We start from the raw sequence: 15599 nt of genomic DNA on the forward strand, positions 1-15599 counted from the left end.
TCCTCCATCGACCTGGTGAAGCTCACGGGAATCGGGGATGCCTTCCGGCGGGCGGTGCGGCGAAGCTGTCCTTTGGCCGGGGAACGGCGGCGCGTGGACGATCCGGCGGCCGCCGCGGTCGCGGTCCCGAGGAGGCGAAGACGCATGTCCGTGCTGAGCTGGACGCTGCCGGTCGTGGAAGACGACGGGCAGGGGAAGAGACGGCGGCTCGGCCCGGAAGAGGTGTGGCAGGGGCTGTTGCGCAAGGCGGAGAACCCGGTTCCGTTCATCGCCGGCATCACCGCCTGCGAGGTGCTGGAGCGCCAGGACGACGGGCTGCTCAGGCAGATCACCGTGGCCGGCCAGGCCAAGGCCAGGGAGCGGGCCGTCTTCCACGACCACCGGCTGATGGTCTTCCACCAGCTCGACGACCCCTACCTGGCCGAGATCCACAACGAGATCGGGCGGGACGAGCAGGGCGCGACCACGCTCACCATACGGGTGGTCCTCTCGGCCGAGGGCGAGGCGAAGAGCGAGCGGGACCCGTCCTTCACCCGGTCGACCGCCCAGTACTTCGGCAGCATCGTGCAGCCGATCGTCGACAGCATCGTCCGCATGCACGCGCAACCGGCGCCGCGGCCATGACCACGGCGGGAGGCCCGCGGCCACGGGCCACGCGGTCAACGGCGGGAGACGCCGGACGCCGCACGCGGACGGCGGTCAGCCGGCAGGCGTGCCGCCCGTCTCCCGGAGCATCGCCTGCCGCGCCAGCTCCACTCGGCTGGAGACGCCCAGCTTGGCGAAGGCGTGCCGCAGATGCGTGTCCACCGTGTGCGGTGACAGGAACAGCCGCTCCGCGGCGACCCGGTTCGTCAGCCCCTCGGCGACCAGGTGCACCACGCGCAACTCCGCGGCCGTGAGGCTGTCCCAGCCCGTCCTGGCCGGCTGCGCCGCCTGCCTGTTCTTGCTGCGTACGCCCAGCGCACGCAGCGACCGCTGGACGCGCGCCACCGACCGGGTGGCTCCGCAGTGCGTGAACCGGCCGAGTGCCTCCTCCAGCAGGCCGACGGCGCGTGCGCGGTGGCGTGCGCGTATCTCGGCCTGTGCCGTGTCCTCCAGCGCTATGCCCCTGGCCAGGTGGCGAGGGCTCGTGCGGTAGGCATCCACCGCGGCACGCAGGGACGCCGCATCGTCGTTCAGGAGACCCTCGGCGTGGTGGGCCGCAGCGGTGAGGGAGACGGCCATCGGCGTGCTGTCGGCCAGCCGCCGGGCCGCCTCCGCCGCTGTCCGGGCCTCGGGCCGCGCCCCCGCGTCGAGGGCGAACCGCACCATGGCGGGGGCCGCCCACGCGACCTGGGTCAGCAGCAGCGGACGATCCTCCAGCCGCTCGTAGACCCCCGACAGAGCGGACACCGCCGCCGCCGGGTCACCTTCGGCGTAGGCCAGCTGGGCGTGGAGCCAGGCGATGTCCTCCGCCACCACGGCGTACCCGGAGTCGACCATCCGGCGTGCCTCCCTCAGCAGCTCGCGGGCCCGGCCCAGCTCGTCCTGGTGAATGGCCGCCTGCCCGAGGACGGCCAGCAGCGAGGGGACGATGGCGAGCGCCCTGAGCTGCTCGGCCACCGCCTTGCCCGCCAGCGCCTCGGCCCGGGCGTCGTCCAGACGGCCGGCCATCATCCGCAGTTCGGCCCTGCCGTAGTGCCACAGCGGCAGTGACCAGGCGGAGCCGAGGGCGCGCGCGTCACCCTCGCCGAGCTCGAAGACGGCATCGGCCTCGCTGAAGCGGTCGGCGGCGACCATCGCACGCCCGAGCCACAGGCGGGGATGCCGGTGGCGTGCGTCCCCACCCGTGTCGTCCGCGAGCTGCACGGCTTCGGACGCGAGCGACACGGCCTCGCCGATCCTGCCGCGGATCCGTGCGGCCGCACTGCGCGCGGCGCCCGCATACACCGCCGTGTCCGGTTCGCCGATCGCGGTCGCCTCGGCAGCCGAGGCCTCCGCCCCCTTCACATCGTCGCCGTTGAGCAGGGCGTGTGCCTGCACGGCGAGCAGCCGGCCCCGTACCACGTCCGGAACTCCGGGACCTGCGAGGGCGCGGCGGGTGTACTCGACCGCCATCGCGTCCTGGCCGGCGTGCTTGAGCGCGTCGGCCAGCCCGACGTGGACCGCGGCCTCCTGGACGCGGGGGATGTTGCGCCGCAGCGCCATGCCGCCGAGCTCGCGGGCCTCGGGGATACGGCCCGAGGCGGCCAGCAGGCTCACCGCCCTGGCGACCAGGTCAGGTGCCTGGGGGGCGTCGGCGGGCAGGATGTCGAGGGCTTCGAGGACCATGTCGGCGGCGGTGCTCGGGGACGTGGGGGCCACCTCGTCCGCCGCCTTGCAGAGCACGGCGACGGTGTGCGGGTCGTTCCTGTGCGCGCCGCGTACGAGATGCATCGCGGTCTCAGCCCGGGGACTGCCCGACGCCTCCAGGACAGCGGCGGCCTCCTGGTGCAGGACGCGGCGCACCGAGCCGGTCAGACCGTTGTACACCGCCTCCCTGATCAGGTCGTGGCGGAAGGCCAGCGCCCGGCCGTCGTCCACCAGGACGTGGGCCTTCACCGCCTCCTCGACCCGGGGCAGGAGGGCGACACCGCGCTCGTCCAGGAGAGCGGCCGCCTCGGTCGGCAGGAAGGGCCGCCCGAACACGGAGCCTGCCTCCAGGAGCCGCCTGGTGCCCGTGGTCAGATGGCGCAACTGGTAGTCCACCGCGGTCAAAAAATCGCCGGGCAGCACGTCCTTCCCGACGACGTCCACCGTGTCCCCCAGGTGGAACAACTGGCCGTTGTCCTCAAGGGTGGTGAGCAACTGCCCCAGCAAAAACGGGTTGCCGTCACCGCGCGCCGCGAGCGCCGACAGCGCCGGCCCCGGGGTGGCGCCGAGCATGTGCGAGCAGAGCTGATCGACCGCCTCGGGCGGAAGCGGTTCGAGCACGACGAGTTCGGCGCCTTCCTCCAGGAGCCGGCCGACCACGTCGTACGTCGGTGACCGGTCCGAGGCCGAACGACGTGCCAGCAGCCACACGACCGAGCAGCCACGCAGCCTCGGTACCAGTATCTGCAGGGTGAACGCCGTGAGTTCGTCCATGGACTGGGCGTCGTCCAGCGCGATGAGCAGCGGCCGTGTGCAGGTGAACTCCTCGATGAGGTCGCCGAGCCGGCTCACCAGCCAGAAACGGTGCGCCTCCTGGCCGCCGAGACCCCCGAGCGCCGCCAGGTCCGAAGGTTCCATGACAGGGGGCACGCTGTCGCGCAGGGCGGACAGCAGGACCGTGAGCGGTGCCACCCGGTCCAGTTCGGTGGCCCGGCCGGCTGCGACGGTCATCCCCAGCCGCACCGCCTCGCGGGCGGCCTCCTGGAGCAGCCGGGACTTGCCGATCCCGGGCGGCCCTTCCAGTACGAGGCACTGCCCCGTCCCCGACGCGGCAGCCAGTAACGCTCCTCTCAGGACGCTCAGTTCGTCGTCCCTGCCGAATGCCGGGCCGGCGCTCTCCACAACCGTGCTCTGCATCGTTCCCCCGTGGCGATCGGTCGGTGACGAGCCCCGGTTCTCCGTCCGTGGCCCGCCGCAGGCACTTCCGGTGCCACGTTAGCCGCTGCCCGCCGATCGGAGGCCGGTGATTTATGCGGGGCGGGACCGGGAATTGGCCGGAACCTTTTCCTGCGCGGAGGTATATCCATAGGACTAATCGGTGCGGAAAATCTCTCGGAGCAGAGCCGCATGCGCCCCCGGACCTGGAGCCTCACGTTCCAGAAAAGCGGGCACTGCCCGCCGTCCTGGTGTTTTGAGCGAGGAATTCCATTCCGTTCGCCGGCGAAATGCCAAGGCCGCCGTCCGCGGCACGGGCACGGGCCACCAGGCCACTGCGAACCTCCGTGGGCGACGCTGCCCGAATCTCCCGTGCCTCTCGTGGACGGGATGGCGTGAACGGGCGATGGCGCGCACGGGCCGGTCGGCGAAAACTCTCCGTCTGACGGGCCCGGGGGTCACCTCAGAGCGAGCCGGGACCGAGAACCACATCGGTTTCCGCCCCACACCCGCAGGGAGAGGACATGTGATGTTCACCAATCTTTCGTTCGGTCGGAGGCTCCGGTTGAAGCGCCTGTACGGCGATGGCGGCGACCGGCTGCTCGTCGTACCGCTGGACCACCCCATCAGCGACGGGCCGATCACCGCACGGGAGGGCGGACTGGACGCCCTGGTCGGACAGCTCGCGGTCAACGGCGCCGACGCGGTGGTCCTGCACAAGGGAGGCCTGCGGCACGTCAGCGCGGAGCGTTTCGCCCGGACCGCGCTCATCGTCCACCTCAGCGCCAGCACCATGCATGCCCAGGATCCCGACGCCAAGTACCTCGTCAGCGGCGTCGACGAGGCACTGCGGCACGGAGCCGACGCGGTCAGCGTGCATGTCAACCTCGGTTCTGCCGAAGAGCGGGAGCAGATAGCCGATCTCGGCCGCGTGTCGGACCTGTGCGACCGGCGGAACGTTCCGCTGCTGGCCATGGTCTACCCGCGCGGCCCCAAGGTGACCAATCCGCGGGACCCCGCTCTGGTCGCGCACGCCGTCACCGTCGCCACCGAGCTCGGCGCCGACATCGTCAAGACGCCCTACGTGGGCTCGCCCGACGAGATGGCGGACGTCGTCAAAAGCGCGGCCATACCGGTGATCGTGGCCGGCGGGCCGCCCAGGACCGCTGTGCCCGACGTACTGGCGTATGTGGACGAGGCCCTGCGGGGCGGCGTCAGCGGCTTGGCGATGGGCCGCAACATCTTCCAGTCGTCCGACCCGGGCGCGATGACGCGGCACATCGCGCACCGCCTCCACCGGCTGGGCGGCAGGCGTGCCGGCGAGCGCCACGCGGAGGACACACACCCGGAACACCTGCAGACCCTGGTCGGCTGAACCGCGCCGACCGCCTGCCCCCCGCCGTCCCACCACTCAGACCCGTAGGGGAGTACCACGTGAAGATCAGCTGGCTGGACATCCGCGGACTCGGCGAATCCAAGGAGGCGATCCTCCAGGAGGCGCTGCACTACCGTCTCGAAGGCGTCGTCGCCGACGACACCGCCGATCTGGCGGAGCTGCCGCCCACCATCTCGAAGATCCTCTTTCCGCGGGACAAGGACCTGCCCGAGGACTTCGGCGAGGCGACGGTCGTCATCGTCGACCCCGCCCGGCACGGTGTGACCCCGGCGGAACTGGCCATCAAACACCCGGGCGTGGAGTTCGGCCGCTTCGTGGAGATCATCGACGCGCCGACCCTGGAGGACGCCTGCGACTCGGCGCGTACCGAGCGGTGGAGCCTGCTGCTCTTCCGCGACCCCACCAAGATCCCGCTGGAGATCGTCATAGCCGCCGCCGCCCGCTCCACGGGCAGCATGGTGACCGTCGCCCAGGACGTCGAGGAGGCAGAGATCATCTTCGGCGTGCTCGAGCACGGCTCCGACGGCGTGATGATGGCGCCGAAGGGAGTCGGTGACGCGGCCAAGCTGAAGGCGGCGGCCCAGTCCGACGTGCCCGACCTGAACCTGACGGAGCTCGAGGTCGTGGAGAGCGCGCACATCGGCATGGGTGAGCGTGCGTGCGTGGACACCTGCACCTACTTCCGTGAGGACGAGGGCATCCTGGTCGGCTCCCATTCCAAGGGCATGGTTCTCTGCGTCAGCGAGACGCACCCGCTGCCCTACATGCCGACCCGCCCGTTCCGCGTGAACGCGGGGGCCATCCACTCGTACACGCTCGCCAAGGACGAGCGCACCAGCTACCTCAGCGAGCTCAAGGCCGGCAGCAAGGTGATGGCCGTCGACATCAAGGGCCGTACCCGGATGGTGACCGTCGGCCGGGTCAAGATCGAGTCGCGCCCGCTCATCTCCGTCGACGCGGTGGCGCCGGACGGCCGGCGGGTCAACCTGATCCTTCAGGACGACTGGCACGTGCGGGTGCTGGGGCCCGGCGGCGTCGTGCTCAACAGCACCGAACTCAAGGCGGGTGACAAGGTCCTCGGCTACCTGCCCACCGAGGACCGCCACGTCGGTTACCCGATCGACGAGTTCTGCCTCGAGAAGTGAGCGCCCGCATACCGGTCACAGCGGTCTGTGGCCCGGTCCTCGACTTCCACGTCCGGCTCGCCCCCGGGGCCCGCGCTCCCGGCCGATTGCTCGCCACCATGGACGAATGCGGCATCGGCCGGGCCGTCCTGTGCGCGGGCGGCACCATGCCGCTCGAGCAACTCTCCCGCTTCCTGGTGGAGGGCGGGCACATCGAGTCCGACGCGGACAACGACGCGGTCCTGCGGGCGTGCGCGGCGTCGAACGGCCGGCTGATTCCTTCGTACTTCGCCAACCCGCACCGGGACCCGGAGCACTACCGCAAGGCGGCGGCGGACTTCCGCGCGGTGGAGATCTCTCCGGCGGTGCACGGAGTGCCGCTGGCCGACCCGCGCACCGCCCGCCTCGTCGAGGTCGCCGGCGAGGCCGGGCACAGCGTCTACACCGTGTGCCTGGAACGCCCCGGCAGCACGGTGGCCGACCTGGTGGCACTCGCCTCCCGGCACCCCCGGGTCCCGTTCGTACTCGGCCATGCGGGCATCGGGAACATCGACCTGTACGCCGTCGAACGGATCGCCCCCCTGGCCAACGTGTCGCTGGAGACCTCGGGCGGCTACACCTGCGTGGCCCGCGCCGCGGTCGACCGGCTCGGCGCCGACAGAGTGCTGTTCGGCTCCGAGGCGCCGCTGCAGCACCCCGAGGTGGAGCTGGCAAAGCTCCGGTGCCTGCGACTCGGCGACGACTGGCAGAAGATCCACGGCGGCAACGCCCGCCGCCTTCTCGGACTGGAGGAACCGGAGTGAGGACGAAGGACAGACTGCCCCGCATCGGGGACTGGTCGACCTACGGCGAACTCGCCGCGCTGCAGGAGGCGAGGCTGCCCGAGGTCCTTGCGCGGGCGGCCGAATCGCCGTTCTACCGCGACCGGCTGGGCGCCGAAGGCGCGGTCGGCTTCGGAGCCCTCCCCACCACCACCAAGTCCGACCTCCGTGACAACTATCCGTTCGGCATGCGGGCGGTGCCGGGAAGCGAACTGGCGACGTACCACGAGTCCAGCGGCTCCACCGGCCGGCCCACGCCGTCGTACTACACGGAGGACGACTGGGTGGACCTCGCGGAGCGGTTCGCCCGCAAGCGTGTGGGCATCCGCGCGACGGACACCCTGCTGGTGCGCACCCCCTACGCCATGCTGCTCACCGGGCACTTGGCGCATGCGGCCGGACGGCTCGGCGGCGCGACCGTCGTTCCCGGTGACAACCGCTCGCTCGCCACTCCGTACTCACGGGTCGTCAGGGCGCTGCACGATCTCGAAGTGACGCTGACCTGGTCGATGCCGACGGAGTGCCTGCTGTGGGCGGCAGCGGCCGAGGCCCAGGGACTCAGGCCCGACGCGGACTTCCCGTCCCTGCGCGCGCTGTTCGTCGGGGGCGAGCCGCTGAGTCCCGCCCGGCGGGCCAGGATCAGCCGGGTGTGGTGCGTGGAGGTGGTCGAGGAGTACGGGTCCACCGAGACCGGCAGCCTGGCCGGCGAGTGCGAGGAAGGGCGACTGCACCTGTGGGCCGACCGCGTCCTGTGCGAGGTCCGGGACCCGGCGACCGGGGAGATCCGGCGGGAGGGCGCCGGACAGCTCGTCGTCACCCCGCTGCACCGGGCGGCCATGCCGCTGCTCCGCTACAACCTCGAGGACTCGGTGGAGGTGTCGTACGACCCCTGCCCGTGCGGCTGGGTGCTACCCACCGTGACCGTACTGGGGCGGGCCGTCTACGGGCATCGGGTCGGCGGCACGCTGGTCACTCAGCACCGCCTCGAAGACCTCGTGTACCGGCTCTCCTTCGCGTACGGAGTGCTGTTCTGGCGGGCGCGGACCACCTCCGAGCAACTGCGTGTCGAGATCGAGGTGGCGGACGAGCACCGCGCGGCGGCCTGCGCCGAACTCGCCGGATCCGTGCGGCGGGAACTCGGTGTGGAGTGCGTGGTCGAAGGGATCGCCCCGGGCGCCCTGGTGCCACGCGACGTCCTGACCGGCATGCCCGACGTAGTGAAGCCCAGGAGTCTGTTCGGCCCGGACGAGGACTGGGACAACGCCATCCTCTATTACTGACGCCCGCCCGTCGAGAGTTGTGATCATGAACGAGAAGCGCACGGCCCCCACAGGTAGGTGCGGCGGCAGCCGCATCGCGGTGGTGGGCGCCGGAATCGCCGGCCTCACCGTGGCACTGTCCCTCGGCCGAGCGGGCATCCGCTGCGAGGTGTTCGAGCAGACGAAGCAGCTGAGAGAGGTGGGGGCAGGGGTGCAGCTCGCACCCAACGCCACCCGCATCCTGCACAGGCTCGGCCTGGCACGGAAGCTGAGCATGGTGGCGGTGCGCCCCTCCGCCGTCGAGATGCGCCGCTGGGACGACGGCCGGCTTCTCGGCCTCACCGAACTCGGCGACGCCTGCGAGGAGCTCTACGCGGCGCCCTACTACACCGTGCACCGTGCTGATCTGCATCAGGCGCTACTGGACGCCATCGACGACAACGTGCTGCACATCGGGCGCCGGTGTGCAGGCGTCGAAGAGGTCGCGGAGGGCGTGCGGCTGCGTTTCGACGACGGTTCCACGTACGACGCGGATGTCGTGATCGGCGCCGACGGCATCCACTCGCTGGTTCGCTCCACACTCGCCGCGGACGACCCGAGGTTCTCCGGACAGTCCATCTACCGGGGCCTGGTCCCAGCAGGCGCACTGCCGTTCCTCCTGGAGGACCCGAAGGTCCGGCTCTGGTTCGGCCCCGACCAGCACTGCGTGTGCTACCCGGTGAGCTCCGGACGGTTCCTCAGCGTCGGGGCCACGGCCCCGGCCGGAAGCCGGTCGGACGAGTCCTGGACGGCCCAGGGCCGCGTCGAGGATCTCGTGGAGACCTACCAGGGATGGAACGAGGAGGTCATCTCCATCCTCAAGGCCCTGGACACGGTGGGCCGCTGGGCCCTGCACGACCGTGATCCGCTGGAGCGCTGGTCCACCGGCCGGGTCGCGGTCGTCGGGGACGCCGCCCATCCCATGCTGCCCTTCCAGGCACAGGGGGCCAACCAGGCGATCGAGGACGCCGTGGTGCTGACCGCCTGCCTCGCGGAAGCCGGCCCGGACGGCGTACCCGCCGCGCTGGCCCGCTACGAGGCGCTGCGCCGACCGCGCACCGACGCGCTCCAGGAGCGGTCCCGGACGAACTCCAGGACCTTCCACCTCTCGGACGGGGAAGGACAGCGCGAACGCGACCTGGTCCTGGCCGGCTCGCAGAGCCTCAGGCAGCAGGACTGGCTCTACGGCTACGACGCGGGAGCGGTGGCCGGGAGGCGATGACGAGCCGCGGGCCCGGGGGGAAACCACACGCCCCGGGCCCGTCCGTGCGCCTGCGGGAGCGTCACGCAGAGAGCTCCGCGGCCGCCGCCGGCCCGAACTCCGTGTGCAGCAGCCGCAGGGCCCTCGCGTGGTCGTGAGCGGGCACGATCACCGACACGCGCAGCTGGGAGCTGGACACCCAACTGGTGGCCACGCCGGCGCCGGTGAGAATCGTCGTCATGCGGGCCAGGTACTCGGGCCGGTTCAGCAGGCCCACACCGACCAGCGACACCTTCGCGACATCCGTGTCCACCCGGACGGCGCCCCCGAGGGGCGTCACGGCGGACTCGAGCGGTCCTTCGACCCGGGGGATGTCACTTCGGCGCGCGGTGAAGCCCATCCGGAACTCGTCCTCACCCGGGCCGGAGCGCGCGACGAGGTCGGCCGGCACGGCGTTTGCCGCGAGGATGCCCAGGATCTCGGGCGCCGGGTCGGCCGGGCCCTTGCACTGCACGAGTACCCGCGCCACGTCCGTGTCCGAGGTGACGGCGGTGATCGCGCCCCCGGTCTCCAGCGGGCCGGAGCGTGCCTCACCCACCATGGTCCCCTGCCCGTCCGCCAGCGAGTTCCTGACGTGCAGCTCCACACCGTGCGCCGCGGCCAGCTCGGCCGACCTGGGGTGCAGGACCCCGGCCCCCGCGAACGCCATTTCCACCATCACGTCCGCGGCGACGTGCGGAAGCTTCCGCGCCTTCTCGACCAGCCGGGGATCAGCCGTGTACACGCCGTCCACGTCGGTGTAGATCTCGCAGCTCCCGGCGCCGAGCGCGGCCGCGATCGCGACGGCCGTCGTGTCGGATCCGCCGCGGCCCAGCGTCACGACGTCACCCGCGTCGTTGAGCCCCTGGAACCCCCCGACGACGACCACGCGCTCCTCGTCGAGGCAGCGCCTCATGCGGCCGGTGTCGATCGAGTCGACAACCCCGTCCCCGTGCCGGCCGGCCGCGTGAATGCCGGCCTGCGCCCCGGTGAGCGAGACGGCCGGCACCCCCATCCGCCCCAGGGCCAGGGCGAACAGTGCCGCCGAGGTGTACTCGCCCGTCGCCAGCAACTGGTCGACCTCCCGCGGCGCGTTGCGTGCCGCGCCCCGGCCCCCGACCTCCTCGACGAGGTCGAGCAACTCGTCCGTGGTGTCCCCGCGTGCCGAGACCACGACCACGGTGCGCCTGCCGGCGCGGTGTGCGGCCGCCACACGCTCCGCCGCCCTCCGGAGTCTCTCCGACTGGGAGAGCGAACTGCCCCCGTACTTCTGTACCAAGATGTCCACGGCTGGCTCCGTCCCCGCTTCGAGGTTCAGGCCGAGCGATCAGGTAGCGTGCCCCGGCCGGTGTGAGCCTGGCGCACCCCGCGAAGAAGGACATCACCCGTTCGCGCGATGCCCGCAGGTGAACCGGGCCGGACACGCCTGGCGAGGGTGCCGTTCGACGCCGCTCCCGCCGTCCGCCTCACTTCTCGGTGCCGGCCTTCTGCACCAGTTCGAGATAGTGCTCCCAGTCCCAGTTGGCGCCGGGGTCGGTGTGGACGGCGCCGGGCACCTCGTGGTGGCCCAGGATGTGTGCGCGGTCGAGTGGGATCGCGTGGCGTGCGCACACAGCCGCGGTGAGCGCCGCGGAGGAGGCGTACAACTCCTCGGTCAGCCAGGCGTCCGCGTTGACCCAGCCCTCGTGCGTGATGCCGATGCTGCGCTCGTCGTACCGGGGGCTGCCCGTGTGCCGGGCGATGTCCTTCTCACGGACGCACTGGCCGATGTGCCCGTCCGCCGAGCGGACCAGGTAGTGGGCCGATGTCTGCCTGGCCGGGTTCCCGAAGACGGCCACGGCGTCGCCGAAGTGCTCCTGCGTGACGTGGATGACCACGGTGTCGATCCGATGGCTGCGCGGCCGGTGCGCGGTGCGGTAGTTGGCGGGGGCCGCGGGCAGCCACTGCGCGCCGGGGAAGTCGGTGACCGCGGGAGAAGGCCCTGTGCCGGCCGCGTGAGCGCTTCCCGCTCCGGCCGCCGTGGTGGCCGCCGCGGCCAACGTGACGGCTGCGGCGCCGCGCAGGACGGTGCGGCGCGAAGGGGCGGGTCGGCCGCCGTCCTCACCGGGACGGGTCGGTGCGGTCATGAACGGCCCTCCTTCGAGGTCTGGTACCAGTTGTGCGGGGCGAGCCTGGCGTTGTACACGCCCTTGGGCAGGTCGTCGGTGAGCCGCACCGACCACCTCTGGAGCCGCTGCATGAGGTCGGCCTTGACCTTGTGCATGCTCGGATCGTCCCAGCGGTTGTGCAGCTCCATCGGGTCCTTGTCGAGGTCGTAGAGCTCGCCGCGGTCGGGCACGTTCTCGTAGAGCTTGTAGCGGTCGTGCCTGATCATCCGTGAAGAGCCGCTCTGCGTCACGCTGTTCAGCTCGTCGTACCTGGTGCCCTCGTAGGGGAAGTGCAGCGGCGGCCGGGCGTCGTCGGGATAGGGCAGGCCGCCGAAGCCGCGCTCGGTGACGACGTCGGAGAACTCCTCGGCCGGGTAGGCCGAGCCGGTGAGCATCTGCCACAGGCTGCGGCCCTGGACGCCCAGCGGGACGGGGCGGCCGATCGCCTCGCACACCGTGGGCAGGACGTCGGCGATCGAGACGAAGTCCCGTTTGTTGTCCCGGACTTCGACCCCGCAGCCGTGCACGATCATCGGGATGTGCGCCAGGACCTCGGGGATGCCCGCGCCCTTGCGCTGCAGGCCGTACTCGGCCGTGTAGTCGCCGTGGTCGGCGAGGTATATCAGCAGGGTGTTCTCCCACAGTCCCTGCTCCTTGAGGTGGTCGGCGAGCCGGCGCCACTGGTCGTCGATGAGGCGCAGCATGCCGCAGTAGATGGCGCGGTAGCGGCGCCAGAGCTTGTCGTAGCCCGGGCGCTTCTCCTCCACCAGGTCGCGCAGCCACTTGTAGGCACCGCCCTTGGCCTCCGCGGCCTCGGGGCCGCAGGTCCGCTCGGGGATCTTGTCCTCGAACATCGAGAAGTACGGCTCCGACACCTGGTACGGGTTGTGGGGCTCGGACGTGGAGACGAAGGCGAAGAACGGCTTGCCGGGGTCACGGGCGTCTATCTGCCGGATGGCGTCGGAGACGATCCGGTACGGGTACTGCTGCTCGGGCGGGAAGGGGGTGGGCGCCGTCGTCGGGCCCATGTCGACGGACTTCAGCCAGGCGGTGAAGGCGCGCTGCTCGGTGGTGGTGTCCGGCGCCTTCGTCTGCCCGTACTCGGAGAACGCGTCCCAGTTCGCCGCGTCGCTGCGGTACATGTGCGTCTTGCCGGCGTAGAACAACTGGTAGCCGGCGCCGCGCAACACGTCGACCAGGTCGTCTCCGCGCGACACGTCGGCCGGGCCGTTGTTGGAGTTCTGCCGTACCCGGTGGGTGCTCGGCCACCTGCCGGTGAGCAGGCTGGTGCGCGCCGGGACGCAGGCCGGTGCGGTGGTGTACGCGCGGCGGAAACGCGTGCCCCGGGCGGCGAGGGAGTCGAGGAACGGCGTCGTGTCCAGGTCGAAGCCCATGCCCTTGGAGAAGTCGGCACGGACCTGGTCGCTCATGATGAACACGATGTTCGGTGCGGTCGGGCAGGTCACGGTGTCTCTTTCCGGTAGGAGAACGTGGTCGTGGCGATCCGGCGGCGGGACCTCAGTGCCGGCGCCGCACCAGCAGCCGGTCGCCCTGCGGTCCTGTCCACTCCAGGCGGACGACGCCCGGCACGGCGGAATCGCCGATGCGTGACGGGTCGGACCAGTAGCCGGCGTTGGGGTTGCGGAAGAACGTCGACCAGAGGCCGCCGTGGTGGTCCTCGAAGATGTTGTCGTGCCCGGTGCCGACACCCGCGGTCCAGCGCTCGGAGTACGGGCCCTCGAACCTGTCCGAGACGGCGACGACCGCGTCGTACTGGAACTGCGTGCGGTCCTGCCCGCCCTTGGTGTACGCATGGCGCGCGGTGCCGTCGGCGTTGACCGATGTCCAGTCCCACGCGGTCTGGACGAGGTAGTACTCGCCGCCGTACCGGAAGACGTACGCGCCCTCCAGGTAGGGCTCGGGGGTATAGGGCCGCTGCTGGAAGGCGGGCAGTCCGGTCGTGGGGACGATGTCCTCCATGTCGTCCCGGAACTTGGCGTACAGGTCGTTGTGGAGCACGAGCCAGGCGTCGTCGCCCTCGCAGTACATGCTGCCGTCGATGTGGAAGCGCGCCCCGGGATCGATGTACGGCGCGTCGGGGAGTGCGTCGCCGAACGGCTTGTCGAGGTTGCCCTCGATAAGCCGGTAGGGGCCTTCGACGCCGCCGTCGCTCACCAGCAGGAACGAGCCGACCTTGTGCGCGCGGTTGCCCATGCAGGCGACGATGTACCAGGTGTCGCGGAAGCGGTGGATCTCGGGGGCCCAGACGTTGCCGCGCTTGCCGAACCGGTCGTCGTGCCAGTACTCCTGCCAGGGGGCGACGACGGTGCGCCCGGGCTTGTTCTCGTCGGTGAACTCGGGCGACCACACCTTGCCGCGCTCGGCGCCCGGCCGGATCCCCGTCGTGTCGGCGAGGTGCCACGGGCCCTCGATGGAGCGTGCCGTCCACACGAAGATGCCGTCGTTCCACGGCTCGGCCGCGTCAAGTCCCGGCACCCGGCTGGTGCCCGTGGCCACGTAGAGCGGGCGCCCGTGCACGCGGAAGCAGTTGACGTAGAAGTCCCGTATCCAGACGCGGCCGAGTTCCTCGTCGCGTGGCCGCAACTGGAGGGGCAGGACCAAGGAGTTGTCGTCGCGGGGCCACAGGTCGAGCCGGGTGTCGGCGAGGCCGTAGGGCTCAGGATCGGGCCAGTTGGACGGGTGGCGCCCCTTCGGCGTTGCCCGCAGGACCGCCGCACCGGCGAACAGGGCGCGTCGGTGGAACCCGCTCTCTGCGCTGCTCATCAGTCACCTTCTCCTCTGCCGTCCGTGAACGCGGGGGCGCTGCTGTGACGTGATGGAGGCGAGCCCCGGCCGGTACGGCGCACAGCATGGATACGGCTCAATTTTTCCGTCAACACACCGAACAAATATCCAAAACGTGCGGTGCTTCGGGCTTTTCACGTGCGCGGGTGTTTGCGCAGGTCCCGGGAGACGCCGGTCGGCAGGGTAGGTGAATTACGATTGCGTAACGGCCGCCGCTTCGCGGGGCTTGGGAGGGCGCCACGTCGGACGTGCGGTTTCTGTCGGGGTGTTGACGGAATGGAGAGGGGGTCAGGTGGTGGCCACCAGCAGGTCCTCTCCGCTCGACGGGCGCAGACCGTCGGCCCGATCGGCGAAGTACCGCTCCCCGAGCGAGGATCCCGGCACGTGCCGCGCGTCCGCGAAGCCCGCTTCGCGGGCCAGTGCCAGCATCTCGCCCGGCGTGTAGAAGCTGATGAACGGCGTCCCGGACGCCTGCGCGCCCTTCGCGCTCGTCCGGAGGCCCGGACGGTCCGCGCCGTCGACCAGTTCGACGGGCAGCATGAAGGTCATGGCGAGCGTCGAGCCGTGTGCGAGACCGGTGATGTGGCGCAGGGTGGCCGCGGTGGCGTCCTTGGTGAGGTACATGGTGACGCCGGTGGAGACGATGACCGCCGGCCGGCCGGGATCGAAGCCGGCCGCCGCCAGTTTCGCCGGCCAGTCCTCACCGGCCTCGAAGTCGACCGGCACCAGGCGCAGTCCATCGGTAATGCGGTAGCCGAGCTCGGCCAGGCGATGGCGCTTCCACGCCTGCGTCCCCGGCTGGTCGATCTCGAAGACGCGCAGGCGGGAAGCGAGGTCCGGCCTGCGCTGCGCGAAGGTGTCAAGGCCGGCGCCGAGGATCACGTACTGGCCCACGCCCCGGTCGGCCTGCTCGGCGATCAGGTCCTCGATGAAGCGGGCACGGGCCACGATGGCTGCCCGGAACCCGCTGGTTGCCCGCGGATCCATGTCGGGGCGGTCACGCCAGCCGTCACCCGGCTCCGCGAGGCGCAGGCCGATCTCGTCCTCGAACACGTGCGGAGGCGCGTCCACCTGAAGGTGCATCGCCCGCCACAGGGCGGTACGCACCGCCGTGCTGTCCGGTGCCTGCATGTGCTCGTCGGCCATGGTCTGTCTCCCTCTTCCCGATCGGTCCGCGTTCTCGAAGCGTAGGACCGCACCGGTGTCGCCGGACGCGGGCGCC

At 71.2% G+C, this 15599-nt stretch carries 12 protein-coding genes; 6 read left to right on the forward strand and 6 right to left on the reverse strand.

Features of this window, described 5'->3' with window-relative positions; translation table 11 throughout:
• Window positions 1-144 precede the first annotated feature (144 nt).
• The gene (locus IH48_RS36185; protein WP_051839416.1) at window positions 145-624 is read left to right on the forward strand and encodes an AtaL-like protein; all 480 of its coding nucleotides are present in this window, start codon (window positions 145-147) and stop codon (window positions 622-624) included.
• Between the two features lie 75 nt (window positions 625-699).
• Here the strand turns inward: IH48_RS36185 and IH48_RS0108590 are convergent, their stop codons facing one another.
• Window positions 700-3528, reverse strand: coding sequence for a helix-turn-helix transcriptional regulator (locus IH48_RS0108590; RefSeq protein ID WP_078849568.1), 2829 nt, complete (start codon window positions 3526-3528; stop codon window positions 700-702).
• Window positions 3529-4075: 547 nt separating this feature from the next.
• Here IH48_RS0108590 and IH48_RS0108595 point away from each other — a divergent pair.
• From IH48_RS0108595 to IH48_RS0108615, 5 genes are all read left to right on the forward strand, one after another.
• Window positions 4076-4921, forward strand: a complete 846-nt coding sequence (locus IH48_RS0108595; protein WP_030901360.1) for a 2-amino-3,7-dideoxy-D-threo-hept-6-ulosonate synthase — start codon at window positions 4076-4078, stop codon at window positions 4919-4921.
• Between the two features lie 59 nt (window positions 4922-4980).
• The gene (gene griH / locus IH48_RS0108600; protein ID WP_030901364.1) at window positions 4981-6087 is read left to right on the forward strand and encodes a 3-amino-4-hydroxybenzoic acid synthase; all 1107 of its coding nucleotides are present in this window, start codon (window positions 4981-4983) and stop codon (window positions 6085-6087) included.
• Window positions 6088-6185: 98 nt separating this feature from the next.
• Window positions 6186-6869 carry an amidohydrolase family protein gene (locus IH48_RS0108605; protein ID WP_078849569.1) on the forward strand — a complete coding sequence of 228 codons (684 nt, stop codon included), beginning with the start codon at window positions 6186-6188 and terminating at the stop codon, window positions 6867-6869.
• A complete protein-coding gene (locus IH48_RS0108610; protein ID WP_037841405.1) occupies window positions 6866-8167 on the forward strand; it encodes a phenylacetate--CoA ligase family protein in 1302 nt (433 codons plus the stop codon). Before IH48_RS0108605 ends, IH48_RS0108610 begins: the two co-directional genes overlap by 4 nt.
• Window positions 8168-8192: 25 nt before the next feature.
• Entirely contained in the window at window positions 8193-9407 is a 1215-nt protein-coding gene (locus IH48_RS0108615) for an FAD-dependent monooxygenase (RefSeq protein ID WP_051839549.1), read from the forward strand.
• Between the two features lie 61 nt (window positions 9408-9468).
• Here IH48_RS0108615 and IH48_RS0108620 read toward each other — a convergent pair whose 3' ends face one another.
• From IH48_RS0108620 to IH48_RS0108640, 5 genes are all read right to left on the reverse strand, one after another.
• Complete coding sequence (locus tag IH48_RS0108620) at window positions 9469-10713, reverse strand: aspartate kinase (RefSeq protein WP_234434179.1); 1245 nt, start codon at window positions 10711-10713, stop codon at window positions 9469-9471.
• A 178-nt stretch (window positions 10714-10891) separates the two neighbouring features.
• Complete coding sequence (locus IH48_RS0108625; protein WP_030901376.1) at window positions 10892-11551, reverse strand: N-acetylmuramoyl-L-alanine amidase; 660 nt, start codon at window positions 11549-11551, stop codon at window positions 10892-10894.
• Window positions 11548-13038, reverse strand: a complete 1491-nt coding sequence (locus tag IH48_RS0108630; RefSeq protein ID WP_030901379.1) for a sulfatase-like hydrolase/transferase — start codon at window positions 13036-13038, stop codon at window positions 11548-11550. The genes IH48_RS0108625 and IH48_RS0108630 overlap by 4 nt, the downstream gene beginning before the upstream one ends.
• A 52-nt stretch (window positions 13039-13090) precedes the next feature.
• A complete protein-coding gene (locus tag IH48_RS0108635; RefSeq protein ID WP_030901382.1) occupies window positions 13091-14356 on the reverse strand; it encodes a family 43 glycosylhydrolase in 1266 nt (421 codons plus the stop codon).
• Between the two features lie 309 nt (window positions 14357-14665).
• Window positions 14666-15523 carry a class I SAM-dependent methyltransferase gene (locus IH48_RS0108640; RefSeq protein ID WP_030901384.1) on the reverse strand — a complete coding sequence of 286 codons (858 nt, stop codon included), beginning with the start codon at window positions 15521-15523 and terminating at the stop codon, window positions 14666-14668.
• Window positions 15524-15599: the final 76 nt, after the last annotated feature.

The organism is Streptomyces sp. NRRL F-5126 (genome assembly GCF_000721265.1).
Lineage (GTDB): Bacteria > Actinomycetota > Actinomycetes > Streptomycetales > Streptomycetaceae > Streptomyces.